Here is a 19,400-nt window from a genome sequence, read left to right as displayed (position 1 = left end):
GCACCACCCTACGGGCTACTCAGGCCTCCAGGCGACGACCCTGGCGGGTCGCGGCGAAGGTTCCCACGAGTGCGGCGGTGAAGTCGCTCACCCGCGAGAGGTCCGCCTCGTCGGTGCCTTCCCTGCCACACCAGTAGATCTTGGGCGGGCCCTTCAGTCCGGCGAATCCGCCGACCCAGTCTTCTTGTTCGCCGAGAGCGAGCGCATACGGCAGCGCCCGCGAGAGGAGCACCTCGCGTTCGAGCTTCGGGACGGCCGCCGCCTTGGTCTCCAGCAGCGCGTCACGGACGCCGAGCAGCCGCCGGTGCAGTGTGACGCCGGCCCCGGTGCGCGCCGGGAGCCACCGGGCGGCGACGGCGAGTACCGCGCCCGCGGCGATGACGATCAGCCCGAGCTGGGCGTAGCCGACGGTCAAGGCCAGCAGGACGGTGAGGAACAGCCCGTAGAAGCAGACGCGCAGGCCGATGCCGGTGAGCCTGCCGGGCAGCCGGGAGTACCAGCGGCGTTCGACGACGCTGGCGTCCAACGCGTCTCGCACCCTTTCGATCCCGACCCTCGCGGACTGGAGCTCCGACAGCAGCACCGACTCCCGTCCCTCCGGCAGCAGGACGTCGAACACCGCGCGTTCGTAAGCGGTCAGCTGCTCGTCCGGCGGATTGCGGCGGACGAGCCGCCAGCCGGTCAGCTCGCCGGGCTCCTCGGTCACCCAGAGGTAGTTACGGACGGCGAGGTCGACGACCGTCGCGGCCAGGTCGACGGCGTCGGCACGCCCCGTGAGCACGGTCCCGACCTGCCCGGGCAGCACGCCGTCGGGTGACGAGAACGCGGCCTGGTCGTCCTTCCCGGTGAGCAGCCGGACCGGAAGCGCGTCGCCCGGGTGCTTGTCGCGCCTTCGCAGCAGGCCCAGCGCCACGGCGGCCACGACCAGCGCGAGCGCGAAGCCGCCCCAAGCCCAGCCGACCGGAGAGGTGAGCACGAACGCTCCGGCGAAGGTCTTCGACGGCTCCAGCCGTGCGTTCGCCGGGACGGTGCCGCCGGGCAACTCGACCGAGATCTCCATCCGCTGTCCGGCCGCGAGACTCTGCTGGCTGAACCGGGTCAGCCCGGAATGCGCGATCTGGGCGGCCCCGCAGTGCGCGCGCGAACCCTCGGGCCCGGCGTAGCAGGTGACCGCGTTCGGGATGGACGGCGCGGCGAAGCTCGCGCGCACGAGTTCGAGCCGGGCGTCCCAGCCGCCCGCGACCTGCCAGCCGACCCGAACCAGGCCGTCCGCTTCGGTGACCGCACCGTCCACTGTGTACCGGACGATCGAGGTGCCGCCCCTGAGCTTGACGGTGAACTCGTCTTCGGTCAGCTCGGAGTTGCCCGCGCCCTCGATGACGACGTCGCGGATGCCGATGATCCGGTCGCGGTCGTGCGGGGCCGCCGTGCGGAGCGGGATCCGGCGGGTCATCGTCGCCTCGCTCGGCACGGACACCGCCTCGACGACCGAAAGGGCGCCGTCGCGTTCCACCTTGAGCGAGATCTCCGCGCTGTTGGGCAGCGAGGGCAGCTGCGGTTCGCCTTGCGCTCCCGCCGGTGCCGCGCCCAGCACCAGCAGAACGAGCGCCAAGACCACGCAATTCGGCACCAGCTTGCGATAGTTGCGCGTGCAAGGATCGCAAGCCGGTGCCGAATCGCGAGTCTTCATGATCAGGCGGGGACCGGTTCCGGGCGGAGCGAACGCAGGTGCCCGGATTCGGCGAGCAGACCGTCCAAAGCGGACAGGAACGACGGAAGGTGCGCGGCGAACCGGCGCAGATCCCGATCGCCCTCGAGGCCGCCGAACCAGTACAGCCCGGCCGAGCCGTCCGCCGACGGGTCGAGCCCCTCGAACGTGCGAAGCCAGTGCTCGGTGTCGCCGAGCACGATGGCGTACGGCAGCGACCGGGAGAACACCAATTCCCGGTCCGCCACGGGGATGTCGGCGACCTTCACGGTGTGCAGGTACTCGAGCAGGCCACGCACCTGGCCGACCAGCCGCCTGCCACGCGAGGTCCGCGGCGGCACCCACGAGGCGCCCAGCAACGCGGCGACCCCGGCGAGCACGACCGCCACGCCGAGCAGCGCGTGCCCGGCCGTGAAGGTCAGCACGACGGTGCCCACGAGACCGAGCGCCACCAGGCCGATGCCCGCCCACGCGAGCTTGCTCCTGCCCTTGTCCGGACGGCGGGAGAACCAGCCCTTGCGCACGACGTCCGCGTACATCGCCTCTCCGGCGACGCGGAGGTCGACGGTGCCGCGGCCGCGGAGTTCCGACAGCAGCACGGAATCGGTGCCCTCGGGAAGGAGCGCGGTGTAGATCTCGCGCTCGAAGGCGGCGAGGTGCTCATCGGGCGCGTTGCGGCGACTGATCTGCCAGTCGACCGTGCCCGCGCCGCGCACCTCGGCGATCCACAGATAGTTGCGGACCGCGAGGTCGACCACCGTTCCGCTGACGTCCACGACGTCGACCGTCTCGTCGACGACCGTGCCGACCTGACCGGGCAGGACACCGTCGGGCGAGGCGAAGGAGACCCGATCACCGTCTCGCATGAGGACGTCGACCGGGCCGGTTCCCGCCGTGAGCGCGCCCTTGTCGCGACGGCGCAGCAACCAGACGGCGAGCGCGCCGAGGATCAGCGACAGCGCCAGCGCCCCGAAACCGAGACCGGCGACGGTGGTGAGGGCGAACGCTCCGCCGACCGAGGCGATCTGCTCGAACCGCGCGTTCGCGGGCACCGTGCCGGCCGGAAGTCCGACGGCGAGGTCGACCCGTTCGCCCGCCGCGAGTTTGTCCTGCTCGACGCGGACGACGCCGCTGTGGTCGATCTCCGCGAGCGAACACTGCCGGTCCGAACCGAGCGGCCCGGCGAAACAGTCCACTGTGGGCGTTTCCTGCGTCGGCGCGCTGAACGAAGCGGACACGCGGGACAGTTCGCCGTCCCAGCCGCTCGCCACCTGCCAGCGCACCTGCTGCGCGCCGTTGACGTCCGCGACCGCTCCGTCCACTTTGTACTTGAGGGTGGCCGCTCCGCCGTCGAAGGTGGCGACCAGCTGCTCACCGTTCGACTCGGCCTTCCCCGCGCCTTCGACCGAGACGTCACGGACGCCGTAGACACGGTCCTGCTCTTCACCGGCGGGAACCTTCAACGGAATCCGGCGTACCAGGTGCTGTCCACCCGGGACGGTCACCTGCTCGGTGATCGACACCGAACCGTCGCGTTCCACCTTCACCGAGACGTTCGCGGCCGCGCCGCCCGGCGGCTGGAGCAGCCCGAGCTGGCCGCGTGCGCCGATCGGCGGCGGCTTCGGCAACTGCGGCGCGTTCGTCAGCGAAGGGCCCGCTTCGGGCGCCTCCGGAACGTTCGTATCCGACGGCGGGGCCATCAAGGCCGAGCTCGCCGCGACGGCCACGACCGCCGTCCCCCATTTCGTCAACACAGCCACACACCTTAGGGCAGCCGATCTATGCTGACCGCCGAAACGCCGAATCGCCCCACCTGGGCGAACGGCGTTGCCGAACCGCATGGGGGATCCACTCGATGAACCAGCAGCCGCCCGGCGCGCCTGATCCGCGGCGCCGGCCGACTCCGCCGCCACCGCCGCACGGTGGCCGCCCGCTTCCGCCGCCGGGCGCGCGTCCGCTGCCGCCGCAAGGTGGCCGTCCGCTGCCGCCGCCGGGCACGCGTCCGCTGCCACCGCAAAGCGGCCGCCCGCTCCCGCCACCCGGAGCACGGCCACTGCCGCCGCGCGGCGGTCCGGGCCCTGTCCCGCCCGGCCGCCCCGGGCAACCGCCGGTCTCCCGGCCGACGCCGGTCCCGCCGCCGTTCCGGCCGGGTCCGCCGAGCGGCGGGATGCCGCTGCCCCCGCCGGGCGCGGCCCCGCTGCCGCCGCCGCGGATCGGCGCACCTGTCCCGTTCCGGCCCGGCGCGGTCGGCCCGCCGCAGCTTCCGTACGGCCCGCGTTTCGCTCAGCCCGCGTTCACGCCGTACGGCGGATATCGCGCCAAGAAGTCCAACGGCGGGGTGATCGCGGCGGTCGCGATCGTCGCCGTGATGGCGGTCATGGGCGGGTTGCTGATGGTCGTCACCATCGCGAACGGCGACTCGCGTCACACCGCGGATGTCGGGTACTCCAGTTATTCGACGACGTCCTCTTCGGACTACACGACCACCACGTCCAGCGACACGTCGACGGCGACGAGCACCCGTTCACGCGATTCGACCGCCTCGCGCGAAACGTCGGCGGGCTCGACCCGGGAGACCTCGGCCAGCCGTGCCCCGTCCGGCCCGCAACCGCACTACAAGCTGGCGGACAACCCGCTGTGGCTCGATTCCCAAGTCGGCCTGCCGAACCAGCCGTGCAACCTCTCGCGCTGGGCGAACAACCCGGACGCGGCCGCGGCGTTCTTCGAAAGCGCGCGGCCCTGCCTGGACAGCGTCTGGCAGCAGGTCATGAAGTACACGAAACTGCCGTTCCGGGTCCCGACCGTGAAGTACCCGTCCGGCAAGAACTGGTCAAGCCCCTGCGGCGACGCCAGCAACGGCTCGGTAGCGGCGTTCTACTGCTCGCAGAACGAGACGCTTTACATGCCGTACGAAGGCCTTCAGGTCCCCCAGTACGGCAACCGGCCTGGGGTCTATCTGGCCCTCTACGCCCATGAGTACGCGCACCACATCCAGGCGCTCTCCGGTATCTCGAAGGCCTATTGGGACGCGCGATACGAAGCGGGCACCGACTCGGCGGCGGGCCTGGAGATGTCGCGGCGCAACGAACTTTCGGCGCAGTGTCTGTCCGGGACGTTCCTGGGCTCGACGGTCGGCCGCGGCGGCTCGGTCGACCAGGCGATGTACCGCGACGCCTGGCAGACCCAGGACCGCGGCGACCACAACGGCGGCCCGCGCGACCACGGGTCCGACGCGCACGCCGTCTCGTGGTGGCAGCACGGCGCGCAGAAGAACCGGCTGTTCCAGTGCAACACGTGGGCGGCCAAGCCGGCCGACGTCTCCTGACCCGCTCGGGTTTCGCGCGGCTCGGTCCGTGAAGGGCGCGAGCGGGGAATCGAGAGCCGGGCATGCCCCCAATGCGGCATTGGGGACACTGAGCGTCCCCAATGCCGCATTGGGGGCATCGGACCGGGGGCGTGGGTCAGCTGGGCGGTGTGAAGGGGTTCTCCGGGGCGGGGTCCGCGATCGGCTGCGGCGGGGCGACCGGCTGCGGCTGGGCGACCGGCGCGGGAGCGACGGGCTGCGGATAGTGCTGTCCAGGCGCGAAAGGCTGCGCCACAGGCAACACCGGCTGCCCAACAGGCGCCACCGGCGCGAAGGTCTGTCCCGCCGCGAAAGGCTGCGCCACCGGCGGCCCGTACTGAACCGCCGGTTGCAGCTTCGCCTGATCCCGCTGCCGCCGCTCCGCCAGCACCGCCGACAGGTACGCCCACGACGGCACTCCCGGCGGCACCGGCGCCCCGATCACCGAAGCGACCTGCTGCGCGAGCCCGTACCCGAGGGCTTCGACCGCTTCGGGGCGAAGCTCGCTCGTGCGGCTCAAGTACTGCCGGACGGCCAGCGCGAGGTCGTTCGGCAGCCGGGTCAGGTCCAGCTGCGAAGCCCAGTGCGCCAGCTGCGGCGGCATCCCGACATACGGCGTGCGGGAGGCGGGCATGCGTTCCCGGATCACCAGGGTGCCGGCGAGGTAGTCGCCGACGCGGCGGCCGTTGGGCGACAACAGCGACGTGACCACGGCCACGACGCCGAGCATGCCCAGCGCCCAGAAGTCGACGAAGAAGCCGGCGAGCCCGCGGACCAGCGCGTGCCGGAACCGGACAGGGCCGCCGTCGGTGCGGACCACCCGCAGGCCGAGCGCCATCTTCCCGAGGGTGCGGCCGCGGGTCAGTGTCTCGGAGATCACCGGGTAGCCGACCATGATCAACACGAGGGTCACCAGGAACAGGGTCAGCGCCAGCGCCTCGTCACCGAACGCGGCGACCTGGCTCAGGACCAGCATCGCGACGACCAGCGCGATCAGCTGGAGGGCGACGTCGAGCATCATGGCGAGACCGCGGCTGGCCAGTTTCGCCGCGCGCACGTCCAGGACGACGGCCTCGCCGGTGACGAGTTCGGACTCTTGTTCCACCTGGCAAGCGTAGTGACGAATAGGCTGGGCGACCAAAGACGATCGCCGGGAGGGCTCCGAGTTGGACGTGGACGTGTTCGTCGCCGCGCATCAGGCCGAATGGAACCGGCTGCGTGACCTCGTCGGCCGCGCCGGGAAACTCAGCGGCCCGGACGCCGACGAGCTGGTGACGCTGTACCAGCGCGTCGCGACGCATCTTTCGATCATCCGCTCGGTCGCGCCCGACCCGGTGCTCGTCGCTCAGCTGTCCGGTCTGGTCGCGAAGGCCCGCTCCGCCGTCACCGGCTCGCACAGTCCCGCTTGGCGTGAGGTCGGGCTGTTCTTCACCCAGCGGTTCCCGGCGGCCCTGTACCTGAGCAGGCGTTGGTGGCTGGCGTCGGCGGCGGCGTCGATCGCGGTGATGGCGATCGCGGCGGTGTGGATCGCGGGCGACCCGCAGGTGCTCGCGTCGCTGGCCTCACCCGAGGAGTTCAAGGACTTGACGGCGCCCGGCGGGAAGTACGAGACGTATTACTCGTCCGACCCCGCGGGGTCCTTCGCCGCGCGCGTCTGGACGAACAACGCGTGGGTGGCCGCGACCTGCCTGTTCCTCGGCGTGGTGCTGGGGCTCCCGGTGATCTACGCGCTCTGGGCGAACTCGCTGAACCTCGCGATCGGCGCTGCGCTGATGTCCTCGGCCGGACGGCTCGACGTGTTCTTCGGCCTGATCCTGCCGCACGGCCTGCTGGAGCTGACCGCGGTGTTCGTCGCGGCCGGGACGGGGCTGAAACTCGGCTGGACGGTCATCGACCCGGGGCGCCGGTCCCGGACGGCCGCGCTCGGCGAGCAGGGGCGATCGGTCGTGGTGATGGCGCTGGGGCTGACCGTGGTCCTGCTGATCTCCGGCGTGATCGAAGGCTTCGTGACCCCGTCGGGCCTGCCGACCTGGGCCCGCATCGGCATCGGAGTGGTCGCCGAGGTCGCGTTCTTACTGTACGTGTTCGTGGTCGGGCGCCGGGCCGCGAAAGCGGGCGAAGTGGGTGATGTCGACTGGCGATACGCTGGAGATTCTCGACCTGAAGCCGGCTGAACTGGTTAGCTCCTCCCATGGGGAGAAAACGGTTACGCGTTCTGGCGATCGTCGTTTTGTCCGTGCTCGCCTCGACGCTTCTCGTCGGCGCGTCCCAGGCCCGGACCGGATCCGCGCCGTCGGGCAAACAGAACTGGGTGGTGAGCGTCGGCGGATTCCGCACCGACGCCGACCGCAACTACATCCGCCTCGGCTACCTCGTGTTCAACCCGGCCGACAACACCGTCGCGCACAACTTCTGGACCTGGAACCAGGCGGATTTCCCCGCCCCCGTCAACAGCGGCGACGTCTATTACTGCGGCGACTGGGCGCCGGGGTCCAATCCCCGCAACAACTGCCCGATCAAGACCGCGCCGGGCTTCACCGGTGAACCGAACGGCCACTTCACCGGCACCTATGCCGAGAACTCCGGGCAGGTGGCCATCACCTGGACGAAGAGCACTGTCAACGGCACCACGACCACTGTGAACCTCGCGGAGACGTGGGCGGTTTCGGAACCCCGGCCGGGCCTCGGCCGATTGCAACTGGTGAGCGACGACTACTCCATCACCAGCGGCATCGCCTATGGCAGCAACGCCTCCCTCGCGCAGACCAGCAAGGCCCCGATGAGTTCGGTCCGCGCGACCCAGCGGTCGTACCTGCTCGAAGGGCAAGGGGTGAACCGCCGCGCGATCACCAACTGGACCAGAGGCGGCAGTGGCGCCCTCGGTGTCGGTCCGGGTTGGAACAAGTGCGACGACGGCTCGTGCCTCGGCTTCGTGCAGTACGACTCCGGCTGCGCCCCGACCTCCTGCTGCCTCCCAGGCGACGGATACGAGGCGTGCGCACAGAAGATCATCGATACCGGCGACAGACGGTTCTACTACCTGAGCGATGCCTTCGGCGGACGGCGCAACAGTTACGAGTTCTGGTGCGAATGCCTGTCCTACAACGGTTGCTACCTGGGCAACAGTCACGTCCGCCCGCTGCTGCAGGTGATCGACGACGCGGGGGCGTTCCAGGGCTGGGTCGGCGCCGAGGTCAGCCCCGACCGGAGCGGTTCGCGGGATCCCGCCGGCGAGTACTACTCGAGTTTCGCTCTGGTGGCCTAGGCCGGAAGCGCGTGAAGGCCCCCTTCCCTCGGCTGAGCCGAGGGAAGGGGCCTTCACGCGCCGCTCGGCAGGTGCAGCTGTCCGCTCAGCAGGTGCAGCTGCCCTCGAAGGTGATGCTGTTCCCGTCCTCCAGGCTCGCGCTGCCCGCGAACCGGATCTCGAATTCGCCCGGTTCGGTCAGGACGATCTTCGGGCTCGCGGCCGACCCGTCGGCGCCGGTCTTCGCGGTCGCCGTCTCGGCGCCGCCTTCGAAGACCAGCACGTTCTTCGCCCGCGCCGCGCGGACGAAGAAGTTCACCGGCACGTCGGCCGCGGGCTGCCCGCTCTCCCCGATCACGCGCACCACGAACGGCTGACCAGGTGTCTTCGTGGACAGTCGCTGCCCGTTCCCCGACAGGATCGCGAGGGTCCGTACCCCGGCCGCCCAGGTGTTGGACAGTCCTGGCAGTGAACAGACTTCCTGATACAGCCGCGCTCCGGCGATCGGCGCCTCCGCGGTGAGGCAGCGCGCGGTCGCCACGTTCGCCAGGAGCACCAGCCCGGGCAGCCCGGCGTTGCGGCGCCACTGCTGGTGACGGTCTTTGCCGTCGCACGCCGCGAGTTTGACGCCGACCCCATCGACGGGACTGATCGCCGCGAGGCACTGTCCACTCGCGACATGCTTGTACGAAAGCGCCGCCTTGTCGTACACCCATTGCGCGCTGGCGTCCTTCGCGTCGGCGAGGGCGAGCTTGCCGTCGGCCGCGGCCAAGGAGAGGTTCCCGCCTCCGTCGGCGAGGTGGACCGGTGTCCCGGCGGGTTGTGCGGAAGCGGGTGACACGAGCAGCGCCAGCGGCAGCACCGCGAGGAACAGCACGACCTTGCGCAAGCCTGACCCCAATCCTGTCGGTCCGGAACTCCTTCCGAGCTAACCGCCCGCGACACCCACCGCCAACCGGCACCACTCCATCGGGTTCAGCCGAACCGCACGTGGGTCTGCCACAGCTTGAACAGCTCAAGGTCGCCGACGACGTCCCCTGCGTCCCGACGCTGGTAGAGCGCCAGCAACAACTCCGTCAGCGAGCCACGCACGGTCACCGCGGCATCGCGTCGCCCCCGCTCCCAGGTGACCGCCGAGCCGTCGAGGTCGAGGAACCAAGCGTGCTCCCCCGACTCGAAACCCACCGACCGGCCTGCCCCGAGGATCTCCCGCTTCTCCGGCCTGAACTCGAAGTGCAGCGGCAGCGCTTCGAGCTCCATCCACTCGTCGATCGCGTCGAGCACGACCTCGGGGGTGGCGCGGAACTCCAGCTCCGCGGCCAGGGTCGCGTCAGCGCGGTGGACCAGCGTCTCGTGGGTGAAGCGGCGCGCGTAGAACGACGCGGTCCGGTAGTGGAACGGCACCCAGACCTCGGCTTCCGGTCCCGCTTCCCGCAGCGCCGACGCCAGCCGGGAAGCACCGTCCACCAGCCAGGATCCGGGCAGCTGCCCGGAATCGTCGCCGTCCACCCGGCGCACCTGGTCGTCGGGCACCGGCGACGTCGCCCGGCTCCGGACGATCTCGTCCGCCCATCGGTGCCCGGCACCGAGATGCCGAACCAACGCGCCCAGCGTCCAGCCCGGACAGGACGGCACGGGTGTGGTCAGGTCGGCGTCGGCCAGTTCCGTCGCAAGCAGTTCGGCCTGGGTGACGATCTCCGCGCAGTGCCGGTCGAAATCCATCGGTTCCTCCTGATGATCGGTTCACCAGGGGGTCGGAGCCGGTTCGCGGCTCTCGACATCAGAGCCGTCCGGCCGCCTTCAGCGCGAGATACCGGTCGGCCAGCCGCGGCGGCAGGTCCTCCGGGACGGCCTCGGCGACCTCGACACCGTGCCGCGCCAGCCGCGCGGTGACCTGGCGGCGTTCGGCCAGCACCCGCTCGGCCGCGGCCGCGTCGTAGACGGCTTCCGCGTCGCCGCGGCCCGCCGCCATCTCGGCGACCCGCGGATCCGCCACCGAAGCGATCATCAGCTGGTGTCGCGAGGTCAGTTTGGACAGCACCGGGAACAGGCCTTCTTCCAGCGGCGCCGCGTCGAGCCCGGTCAGCAGGACGACCAGCGCGCGCCGCCGGGTCCGCCGCAGGACCTCCGCGATCATCCCGCGCGCGTCGGTCTCGACGAGTGACGATTCGAGCGGCGCCATCGCGTTAACCAAAGCGGGCAACAAGTCGCTCGAACCCCGGACCGCGGCGTGGACCTGCCGGTCGTAGGCGAGCAGGTCGACGCGGTCACCCGCCCGCGCGGCGAGCACGGCCAGCAGCAGGGCCGCGTCCATCGCCGCGTCCAGCCGCGGCGCGTCCCCGACCCGGCCCGCCGAAACGCGGCCGGTGTCGAGCACCAGCACCACGTGCCGGTCGCGTTCGGGGCGCCAGGTCCGCACCATGACGTCGGACGCGCGCGCCGAAGCCCGCCAGTCGATCGACCGGACGTCGTCGCCGATCACGTACTCGCGCAGGGAGTCGAATTCCGTGCCCTGGCCCCGGATCAGCACCGCGTTGCGACCGTCGAGCTGTTGCAGCCGCGCCAGCCTCGACGGCAGATGCTTGCGGCTGTGGAACGGCGGCAGCACCCGCACGGTCCACGGCACGTCGTGCGAACCCTGCCGTGCGGCGAGCCCCAGCGGGCCTGTCGATCGGACGGTGACCCTGGCCGCCGTCCGGTCGCCGCGCCTGGTGGGCAGGAGCCGGGTGGTCACGACGCGGCGTTCTCCCGCAGGCAGGGTCAAACGGTGCCTGTCTTCCGCGCCGGCGCTGGGCGGCCAGGCGTCCCGCAGCCAAGCGCGCACGGGACGGCCACCGGGATTGGCCACGGTCAGCGTGACCTCGCACGCCTCCCCCAGCCGCACGGACGTCGCGCCGGACCGCGCGAATTCCAGCCGCCGCACGCTCCCGGCCAGCAGGAGATCCAGCGCCACCAACGCGAACAGCACCGCCGCGGCCAGCCCGATCCCGGCCCACGAGGGCAGCAGGAAACCGACCACCGGCGCCGCGAGAAGCGCCAGCAGTCCGAGCCGCCCGGTGACGGCCATCAGCGCGGAACGGGCACGGACGCGAGGACGCGGTCCAGCACACCGTCGGCGGTCGCGCCTTCGAGTTCGGCCTCGGGCCGCAGATCGAGCCGGTGCCGCAAAGACGGCCGTGCCAAGGCTTTGACGTCGTCCGGGGTGGCGTAGTCGCGGCCGGCGAGCCACGCCCACGCCCGGGTCGCGGCCAGCAGCGCGGTCGCGCCACGCGGCGAAACGCCGAGCCGTACGGACGGCATTGACCGCGTCGCCCGGCAGACGTCCACGATGTAGGCGAGCACCTCGGGGCGCACGGTGACGCCGGCGACCGCGCGCCGGGCGGCGTCGAGCTGGGCGACCCCGGCGACCGGGGTGATCCCCGCCGCGCCGAGGTTTCGCGGGTCGAAACCCTGCGCGTGCCGGGAAAGGATGCCGAATTCGTCCTCACGGGACGGCATCGGCATGGTCAGCTTCAACAGGAAACGGTCGAGCTGCGCCTCGGGCAACGGGTACGTGCCTTCGTATTCGACCGGGTTCTGCGTCGCGATGACGATGAACGGATCGGGCAGCGGCCGCGTCTTGCCGTCGCTGGAAACCTGACGTTCCTCCATCGCCTCCAGCAGCGAAGACTGCGTTTTCGGCGGAGTGCGGTTGATTTCGTCGGCCAGCAAAAGGTTTGTGAACACCGGACCCTCGCGGAACGAGAACTCGCCGCTGTGCGCGTCGTAGACGATCGAGCCGGTGATGTCGCCCGGCATGAGGTCCGGCGTGAACTGCACCCGGGTGGTCTCCAGCTCCAGTGCCGCGGCCAAAGCCCGCACCAGCAACGTCTTGGCCACGCCGGGAACGCCTTCGAGCAGCACATGTCCCCGGCACAGCAACGCGATGATGAGCCCGGTGACGGCCGCGTCGTTGCCGACCACGGCCTTCCCGACCTCGGCCCGCAGGGCGATCAGCGCCGCCCGCGCTTCGGCCGCACCATCCACGGTGCCCTGCTCGGACTGTTCGGTACTCAAGACCGCTCCACCTCTCGTTCCACGACATCGAGTCCGTCCGCCAGCCGCACCAGGGCGGCGTCATCCGCGGGCTGGTCCCCGTACAACAGCGCGCCGATCTCGGCCGGTGTCCTGCCGGTCCGCGCGGCGACGGATTCCACCAGCGCCGCGGGTTCGGCGTCACGGGTGAGCCCCAGCAACGGCCGCAGCCGCGCGCGGGCCGCCTCACGCAGGGTCTCCCCGGCGTGCGCGGCGGCCTTCGCCTTGCGATACAACCTCGCCCGTCCCTCGGTGGCCTCGGCCGCGCGCACCACGACGGGGATCGGTTCGGTCACCACCTGGCCCAGTCGCCGCGAGCGCCACAACGCCAGCAGCACCACCGCGACCCCGGCCTGCAACGCCGCGTACGACCAGCCCGCCGGGATCAGTTCGGACAGCGGCTTCTTCTCCGCTTCGAGCGACGGATCCGCCGGCGTCGGCAGGTACCAGACCAGCCGTTCGTGCTTCCCGAGCAACCGCATCGCGAGCGCCGCGTTGCCCTCGTTCGCGAGCCGTTCGTTGGTCAGCGGCTCGGGGGTGCCGAGTACCGTGACCGTCCCTTCCGGACCGGGCACTTCGAGATACGAGCCGCCGTAGCATTCCTGCGCTCGCGGCTGCGTGGCCGTGTACTTCAAGCCGCCCATCGTCGCGCTGCCCGCCGCGACGGGATCCACTGCCTGGCAGTCCGGGGAACGGGCTTCGGTTTCGAGCTGGCCGGTCGACCGCACACCCGGGAGGATTTCCTCGACCGTGGCAGGACTCGGCCGCACCAGCACGACATGCTTGGCGCTCCGCCGGATTTCGGCGAAGGTGTTCTTGGGCAGGTACGCGGGCTGGGTGATCAAGACGGTCGCGTCCCTCGCGACGCCCTTGGCCGCGGCGGCGGTGCGCACGACCGGGATCTTGACGCCTTCCCGTTCCAGCAAGGTCGCCAGCGCACGGCTGCCACCGGGCTCGTAGGACCCCGGTTCGAGCGCGCCGGTGGTCTGCTCGCCCTGGACGAGGACGAGCAGCGTCCCGGTCAGCACGAGCATGAGGACGACCGCGAGCGGCAACCGCACTCCGCGCCAGATCCGGCGGGCGTCGGGCGAAACCGAGGTCATCCGGCCGCCAAGGCGACCGGCCTGGCACGACGGCAGCGTTCGTCCAGTTCGGACAGTGACCGGTAGCCGGCCTCGGTGGCCGGGAGGCCGCCGTAGTGGACGTCGTCGAACAGCCGGGCGCCGGCGCGCAGGGCCACGGCGACGTCGGGGAGCAGCCGTCCGGCTTCGATGGCGGCCTCGTCGGCGGTCCGGCCGGACTTCTCGTCCAGCAACGCCCGTTCCTCCAAAGACCGCACCACGGCACGGAAGAGCTCACGGACGGCGTCGTCGAAGTCGCCCCGTGACGCGGCCTCCTCGGCCGCCTTGCGATGTTCGCCGGAAGCCTTGCGCTGCCCGGCGAACACGGCGCGGCCGCTCTTGGCCGACGCCGCCAGCGGGCCCGACTTCAGCCGGATCACCACGACCACCACGATCAGCACGACGACCAGCAGCACCACGTCGAAGATCCCGCCGGGCACGGCGCTGTCGACGGTTTCGAGGAGACCGAACAGCTTTTCGAGCACCCAGCTGAACGCCTCGGACAGCCAGCTCGGCTTCGCGGCTTGATAAGCCTGACCCGCGAGCTCCTCGGCGGCACGCAGCCGGGCGGTGTCCCGGTCGATGTCGACCGGGACCTCGGAGAGGAAACGCGTCACCATGCCTGCGGCGGGGGCGGCGTCGCGATCCCGGCCGCGCGGGCCAGTTCGATGTCCATGCCCTCGCGGCGCATCCGCTGATCGATGTAGAGGATCACGGTCACCAGCGCGGAGAACGGTCCGACGATCGTCTGCGCGATCACCGTGCCCACCGACTGCAGGATCAGGTCACCGGTCGAGGGGATGTACACCTGCTCGGGGTCGGTGAACAGGGTCATGAACGCGCCGAAGCTGAACGGCATCGTGATGATCATCGCCAGGAATCCCGAGATCACCGCGGCCAGCAGCAGGATCCCGAAGATCCGCCAGAACATCCCCGAGACCAGCTTCGCCGATCGGCGGAACGCCTCCCGCACGGTGCCGCGCTCCAGCAGCAGCGCCGGGCTGGCCAGCGCCCAGAAGGTGTAGGGGATGATCGCGGGCACGAAACAGAAGATCGCCGCGACCAAGATCGCCAGCGTGTAGAGCACGGTCAGCCCGAGCAGCGGCAGCAGCCGTCCCGCCGCCTCCTTCACCGCCTCCTTGAAGACGATCGGTTTGCCCAGTGCGGCCTTGCCCATCAAGACGGTCAGGAACCCGGTGAGCAGCGTGGTCCCGATCATCGTGGCGACCAGGCTGACGAAGCTCGCCGCCAGCGATCCGCCGAGCATGTCCAGCGTCTGGTTCAGCAGTTCCTGATCGGTGGCCGCCGGACCGAGATCGCGGAGCCGCTCGAGGTCCTCGGTCGTGTCGACCAGCAGGAACCCGATCAGGTCGATGGCCGCGGTCAGCACGGCGGTCACGGCGGCGGCGCCGAAGACCATCCGCCAGTACCGGCGCATGGTCGTGACCGCGCCGTCGAGGATGTCGGTGAGGTTCAGCGGGCGCAGCGGGATGACCCCTGGCCTGCCGAGACCGACCTTCCAGTTCGGATACTGCTGCTGCTGTTGCTGCGGCGGCTGGTAGGACGGCAGCGGCGGCGGCGTGGCCCCGGACGGGGACTGCCACTGCTGCTCAGGCGCCGGTGACGGCGGAACTTCACCCCGCGGCGGTGTCGGCATGTCCGCCTGCGGCTGTGCCGGTTCGCCCGCCTGCGACTGTGCTGGTTCGCCTGCCTTCGGCTGTGCCGGTTTGCCCGGAGTCTCGGTACCTTCCGGCCCGGACGGTCCGCCGGTCTCCGTCATGCGACAGCCCCTCTACCCGTTCACGTTGCTTACGCCCACTCTTCCAGAGGGTCCGACACCCGGCCAGAGCTGGGGTGACGACACTGATGGGTGACCACTCGCCTCATGGTGGATACCCTCTGCAGCCGAGCTGTGGGAAGGGACACCGTTAGCTCGTTATGCTGAACATCGGGCCGGGTACCCCCGGTTCGCCCCTAGAACCACCGGGACCGACTTGATGACGCAACCGCCCCACGGCCAGTGGCCGCCACGCGGCGCCGTCCAGCCACCGCCGGTGCACGGCCAGCACCCTGCCCAGTGGCACGGCGCGCCGCACCAGTTCCCGCCGCCGCCACCGCGTCGGCGGTCCGTGGGCGCGATCGTCGGCATCTGCCTCGGCGCGGTCGCCGTACTGGTCCTCGGCCTCGTCGCGATCATCTCACTCAATCGTGACGGCACCGATCACGTAGCGAACGCGGGCTATTCGACCCTGCCGAACCCGACTTCCCCGGCCGCGTTGCCGCCGAGCGGGTCTTCTTCGCCGTCGTCCTCGACGAACCCGTTCCCCTCGTCGCCGTCCTCGGCGCCGTCGTCGTCGAGCGGGCCGCAGAAGATCCTCAAACTCGGCGACCACCCGATCCTCCAGGACCCCAACGCGGGCCTGCAGAACCGGGTCTGCACGCTGCCGCAGTGGCAGAGCAGCCAGCAGGCCGCCGAGGCGTTCTTCACCGCGGCGGGCAAATGCCTCGACAACGCGTGGGGACCGTTCCTCGACGCCTACGACCTGCCGTTCACCCCGCCCGCGCTGCACTTCCCGACCGGGGCCAGCTTCGAAACCGAATGCGGCACGATCCAGGTGGGCATCGCGACGGCGGCGTACTACTGCGAGAACAACCTCTACGTGCCGTTCCGTGGTCTTCAAACCGACCAGTACGGCAACAACCCCGGCGTCTACCTCGCCCTTTTCGCGCACGAGTACGGGCACCACGTGCAGGAGGTCGCCGGGCTGATGGACGCGGCCTGGCAGAAGATCTACGACGCGGGCCAGAACAGCCCCGCCGGGCTGGAGATGTCACGGCGCAAGGAACTCCAGGCGCAGTGCTTCTCCGGGATGTTCCTCGGCGCACACGTCGACCAGGGCGGCACGGTCAGCCGGGACATGTACAACAAGGCGTGGAACGACCAGGAGACCCGGGGCGACAACACCTCGCGCAGCCAGGACCACGGGACGAACGCGCATTACGCGTCCTGGTGGCGGGCGGGTGCGAGCAACAACCGGATCGCCGACTGCAACACCTTCTCGGCCCCGGGGAACGCCGTTTCCTGACTTCAGCGCGGTGGGCGCCTCTCCCCCGGCTGAGCCCCAGGGTGCCGGCAAAGTCGCATATCCGCTGTTCGGTGGCGCTCTTGATGATTCGAACTGGATATCGTCGGCTGCCCGAAGGGGCAGAGCTCGAGTGGCGGTTCGGCTTGCTCAAGGGGCGGGGTCAAGGCCTTGTATGTCCACAAAGGACTTTGCCTGACGACTGCGTGTCCATTTTGTGCGCATATATACGGTTTTCGACAGGGGTCGTGAGTGTTTAGGAGCGTTCTAACCCTCCTAAACACTCACGACCCCTCCGCAAAACGCCCGAATCGGGCACTGTCATCCCGGAACTGTGACGAGCCCGCCTCCGCCGCTCCGGCACCCGCTTGAGCAGTGGTTATACGACTTTCGCCGGGGCCCTGGGCTGAGCCGGGGGAAGGGGCCTTCACGCGAGTTCCGTCTTCAATCACGCGTGTTCGCGGAATCAGGCCGTCGCGAGCCTCCGCGGCCCGCGCAACACCAGGTAGACGTACATCCCGCCGGCGAAGCAGCTGAACACCAGCAACGCCATCCCGAGCGGCCGCCGCGCGTCGCTGGCTCCCGCTGTCGCGTCGGCCGCGTGCACCGAGACGCCGTCGCCCGAGGCCCCGTCCGGGACGACGACCTCGATGCGCTCGCCCTTGCCGTGGCCGCAGCCGTTGAACGAGCCCTCCATCGGCTTGCCGCCGAATTCGAACTTGACCTTCTCGGTCGCGCCGCCGCCCGTGCAGGGCGCTGGCTCGACGACCTCCGCCCGCACGGTCGTCCCCTTGGGCTCGTTCGTGATGCCGAACAGCCCCGGCCCGGCGAACCAGGCCAGAAAGATCACCAGCAGGCCGGCACCGGCCGCCACGGCCAGGGAGTTCCACCCCGGCGTGAGCCCTCTGGCGGGGTCCGATCGCTTGCGCACGAACGCCATGCTCCCAGAACCCGGCGGCAAAACACAGGAGCCCTCTTGTCCGGGCAGCGCGATACCAGCGGCAGAACAGAAGAACCCTCTTGTCCGGTCAGCGCGATACCAGCGGCAGAACAGAGGAGCCCTCTTGTCCGGGCAGCGCGATACGAAAGGTCCCCCGCTACCGCTCGATCGTCTCCGCGGAGGTCACCTTCCGGACGTACAGCAGCTTGTCGCCCGGCTCGATGGCGTCGGCCTGCGGGGCGTCCACGCGGTACAGGACGCCGTCGCGGACGACGCCCAGCACGATGTCCGACAGATGCCGCGGCGAACCGCCCTCTTCGGACGGCTCCACCGGGCGTTCGGCGATCGCGAGACCGGACTCGGGGGTGAGGAGGTCCTCGACCATGTCGACCACCAGCGGCGTCGACGTCGCCATGCCGAGCAGGCGTCCGGCGGTCTCGCTCGACACCACGACCTGGTTCGCGCCCGACTGCTTGAGCAGGTGGACGTTCTCCGTTTCACGCACCGAAGCCACGATGTGCGCCTTCGGTGCCAGCTCGCGCGCGGTCAGCGTGACCAGCACCGCGGTGTCGTCCCGGTTCGGGGCGACGACCACGGCCTTGGCCCGCTGCACCCCGGCGACGCGCAGCACGTCGGCGCGGGTGGCCGAACCGTGCACGACCACCAGGCCGAGCGCGGTGGCCGCTTCGAGGGCTTGCTGGTCGGTGTCGACGACGACGATGTGGTCGGGCTCGACGTTCTCGTCCCCGAGCAGCGCGTTGACCGCCGACCGGCCCTTCGTGCCGAATCCGACGACGACCGTGTGGTCACGCACCTTCGTCCTCCACTTTTGGATCTTGAAAGCCTGGCGGGAGCGCTCGGTGAGCACTTCGAGAGTGGTACCGACCAGGACGATGAGGAAGAGCACCCGCAGCGGGGTGATCACCAGGACGTTCACCAGCCGCGCGGACGACGTCGCGGGCGCGATGTCACCGTACCCCGTGGTCGACAGCGACACCGTCGCGTAATAGAGGCTGTCGAGGAAGGTGAGCCCGTCGCCGTTGGCGTCGCGGTAGCCGTCCCGGTCGAGGTAGACGATCAGGACGGTCGCGAGCAGGGCGAGCATCGCGCCGATGATCCGCTTGGAGATGGCCCGCAGCGGGCTGACCGTCAGTTCCGGCATGCGGATCACGCCGACGAGCTCGTGGTCCGGGCGGTCGCTCAGCCGGACCGGGAAGCGCTTGAGAACCTTCATGCACAGGCTCCGGCCTGGTCCGCGTCACTCACGGTCGGGAGGATAGCCGAAGATCCTCACGTTGAGCGCGGTATGCGAAGCTCAGGGCATGTCTTCGGATTCCAAGCCGTCTCAGCGGCCCGCGTATTTCCTCGCCGGCCTGCTCGGCGCGGCCGGTGTGCTGCACTTCGCCCAGCCGAAGCCCTTCGACGCCATCATCCCGAAGCAGCTCCCGGGCTCCCCGCGGGCATGGACCTACGGCTCCGGCGTGGCCGAGCTGGGTGTCGCCGCCGCGATCGCCGCGCCGAAGACAAGGCGGCTCGGCGGGCTCGCGGCCGCGCTGCTGTTCGTCGTGGTCCTGCCGGGGAACGTGAAAATGGCCGTCGACGCCGACCGCCGAAAGGCACCGAAGCACTGGCGGGCGGCGTTCTGGGCCCGCGTCCCGCTCCAGATCCCGTTGGTGACCTGGGCGCTGAAGGTGCGCGACCGCGCCTGACCCCACCCCCGCAATTCGTCACCTACTTGCGGTAGTTGCGCGTGCAAGGACCGCAAGTAGATGACGAATTGCGGCCGGCAGGTGAGGTCACCTCTCGGTCGTGACCGGGCCGGTGATGCGGGCACCGTGTGGATTTCGGGGCGTTGGATGACCAGAAATCCACACAGTCACGGTCGCA

17 protein-coding genes are annotated in these 19,400 nt (G+C 70.3%); 5 read left to right on the top strand and 12 right to left on the bottom strand.

What is annotated here, in order from left to right; all coding sequences use genetic code 11:
* Window positions 1–19: 19 nt before the first annotated feature.
* Complete coding sequence (locus DL990_RS09490) at window positions 20–1,630, bottom strand: DUF2207 domain-containing protein (RefSeq protein ID WP_125798405.1); 1,611 nt, start codon at window positions 1,628–1,630, stop codon at window positions 20–22.
* 62 nt (window positions 1,631–1,692) lie between these two features.
* Window positions 1,693–3,408, bottom strand: coding sequence for a DUF2207 domain-containing protein (locus DL990_RS09485; RefSeq protein ID WP_370451284.1), 1,716 nt, complete (start codon window positions 3,406–3,408; stop codon window positions 1,693–1,695).
* A gap of 155 nt (window positions 3,409–3,563) precedes the next feature.
* On the opposite strand from DL990_RS09485, the gene DL990_RS09480 reads away from it, so the two are divergent.
* Window positions 3,564–5,033, top strand: coding sequence for a neutral zinc metallopeptidase (locus DL990_RS09480; protein WP_233620427.1), 1,470 nt, complete (start codon window positions 3,564–3,566; stop codon window positions 5,031–5,033).
* A 136-nt stretch (window positions 5,034–5,169) separates the two neighbouring features.
* Here the strand turns inward: DL990_RS09480 and DL990_RS09475 are convergent, their stop codons facing one another.
* The gene (locus DL990_RS09475) at window positions 5,170–6,156 is read right to left on the bottom strand and encodes an RDD family protein (RefSeq protein ID WP_125798404.1); all 987 of its coding nucleotides are present in this window, start codon (window positions 6,154–6,156) and stop codon (window positions 5,170–5,172) included.
* A gap of 61 nt (window positions 6,157–6,217) precedes the next feature.
* On the opposite strand from DL990_RS09475, the gene DL990_RS09470 reads away from it, so the two are divergent.
* Window positions 6,218–7,225, top strand: a complete 1,008-nt coding sequence (locus DL990_RS09470; protein WP_125781043.1) for a stage II sporulation protein M — start codon at window positions 6,218–6,220, stop codon at window positions 7,223–7,225.
* A 17-nt stretch (window positions 7,226–7,242) separates the two neighbouring features.
* On the top strand, window positions 7,243–8,316 hold the full coding sequence (locus DL990_RS09465; protein ID WP_125781041.1) for a hypothetical protein: 1,074 nt from the start codon (window positions 7,243–7,245) through the stop codon (window positions 8,314–8,316).
* A gap of 85 nt (window positions 8,317–8,401) precedes the next feature.
* On the opposite strand, the gene DL990_RS09460 is transcribed toward DL990_RS09465, so the two are convergent.
* The 7 genes from DL990_RS09460 to DL990_RS09430 all read right to left on the bottom strand — a co-directional run bounded on the left by DL990_RS09460 (window position 8,402) and on the right by DL990_RS09430 (window position 15,270).
* On the bottom strand, window positions 8,402–9,184 hold the full coding sequence (locus tag DL990_RS09460) for an RICIN domain-containing protein (RefSeq protein WP_125798403.1): 783 nt from the start codon (window positions 9,182–9,184) through the stop codon (window positions 8,402–8,404).
* Between the two features lie 86 nt (window positions 9,185–9,270).
* Window positions 9,271–10,017 (bottom strand): maleylpyruvate isomerase family mycothiol-dependent enzyme, encoded by a 747-nt coding sequence (locus DL990_RS09455; protein ID WP_125781037.1) that lies wholly within the window; start codon window positions 10,015–10,017, stop codon window positions 9,271–9,273.
* Window positions 10,018–10,075: 58 nt separating this feature from the next.
* Complete coding sequence (locus tag DL990_RS09450) at window positions 10,076–11,362, bottom strand: DUF58 domain-containing protein (protein ID WP_125798402.1); 1,287 nt, start codon at window positions 11,360–11,362, stop codon at window positions 10,076–10,078.
* Window positions 11,362–12,321 (bottom strand): MoxR family ATPase, encoded by a 960-nt coding sequence (locus tag DL990_RS09445; RefSeq protein ID WP_125798493.1) that lies wholly within the window; start codon window positions 12,319–12,321, stop codon window positions 11,362–11,364. The genes DL990_RS09450 and DL990_RS09445 overlap by 1 nt, the downstream gene beginning before the upstream one ends.
* 26 nt (window positions 12,322–12,347) lie before the next feature.
* Entirely contained in the window at window positions 12,348–13,472 is a 1,125-nt protein-coding gene (locus DL990_RS09440; RefSeq protein WP_125798401.1) for a DUF4350 domain-containing protein, read from the bottom strand.
* Window positions 13,469–14,110, bottom strand: coding sequence for a DUF4129 domain-containing protein (locus DL990_RS09435; RefSeq protein ID WP_125798400.1), 642 nt, complete (start codon window positions 14,108–14,110; stop codon window positions 13,469–13,471). The genes DL990_RS09440 and DL990_RS09435 overlap by 4 nt, the downstream gene beginning before the upstream one ends.
* The gene (locus tag DL990_RS09430; RefSeq protein ID WP_125798399.1) at window positions 14,104–15,270 is read right to left on the bottom strand and encodes a hypothetical protein; all 1,167 of its coding nucleotides are present in this window, start codon (window positions 15,268–15,270) and stop codon (window positions 14,104–14,106) included. Before DL990_RS09430 ends, DL990_RS09435 begins: the two co-directional genes overlap by 7 nt.
* Window positions 15,271–15,487: 217 nt before the next feature.
* On the opposite strand from DL990_RS09430, the gene DL990_RS09425 reads away from it, so the two are divergent.
* Window positions 15,488–16,576 carry a neutral zinc metallopeptidase gene (locus DL990_RS09425; RefSeq protein WP_370451281.1) on the top strand — a complete coding sequence of 363 codons (1,089 nt, stop codon included), beginning with the start codon at window positions 15,488–15,490 and terminating at the stop codon, window positions 16,574–16,576.
* Between the two features lie 463 nt (window positions 16,577–17,039).
* Here the strand turns inward: DL990_RS09425 and DL990_RS09420 are convergent, their stop codons facing one another.
* Entirely contained in the window at window positions 17,040–17,447 is a 408-nt protein-coding gene (locus DL990_RS09420) for a hypothetical protein (protein ID WP_125798491.1), read from the bottom strand.
* Between the two features lie 223 nt (window positions 17,448–17,670).
* Entirely contained in the window at window positions 17,671–18,747 is a 1,077-nt protein-coding gene (locus DL990_RS09415; protein WP_125781027.1) for a TrkA family potassium uptake protein, read from the bottom strand.
* Window positions 18,748–18,835: 88 nt separating this feature from the next.
* On the opposite strand from DL990_RS09415, the gene DL990_RS09410 reads away from it, so the two are divergent.
* Window positions 18,836–19,222 (top strand): MauE/DoxX family redox-associated membrane protein, encoded by a 387-nt coding sequence (locus tag DL990_RS09410; RefSeq protein ID WP_125781025.1) that lies wholly within the window; start codon window positions 18,836–18,838, stop codon window positions 19,220–19,222.
* Window positions 19,223–19,400: the final 178 nt, after the last annotated feature.

The sequence above is a fragment of the Amycolatopsis sp. WAC 01416 genome (genome assembly GCF_003947485.1).
Taxonomy (GTDB): domain Bacteria; phylum Actinomycetota; class Actinomycetes; order Mycobacteriales; family Pseudonocardiaceae; genus Amycolatopsis.
The sequence above is the reverse complement of the archived record's forward strand: the minus strand, read 5'-3'. Positions and strand labels throughout refer to the sequence as shown.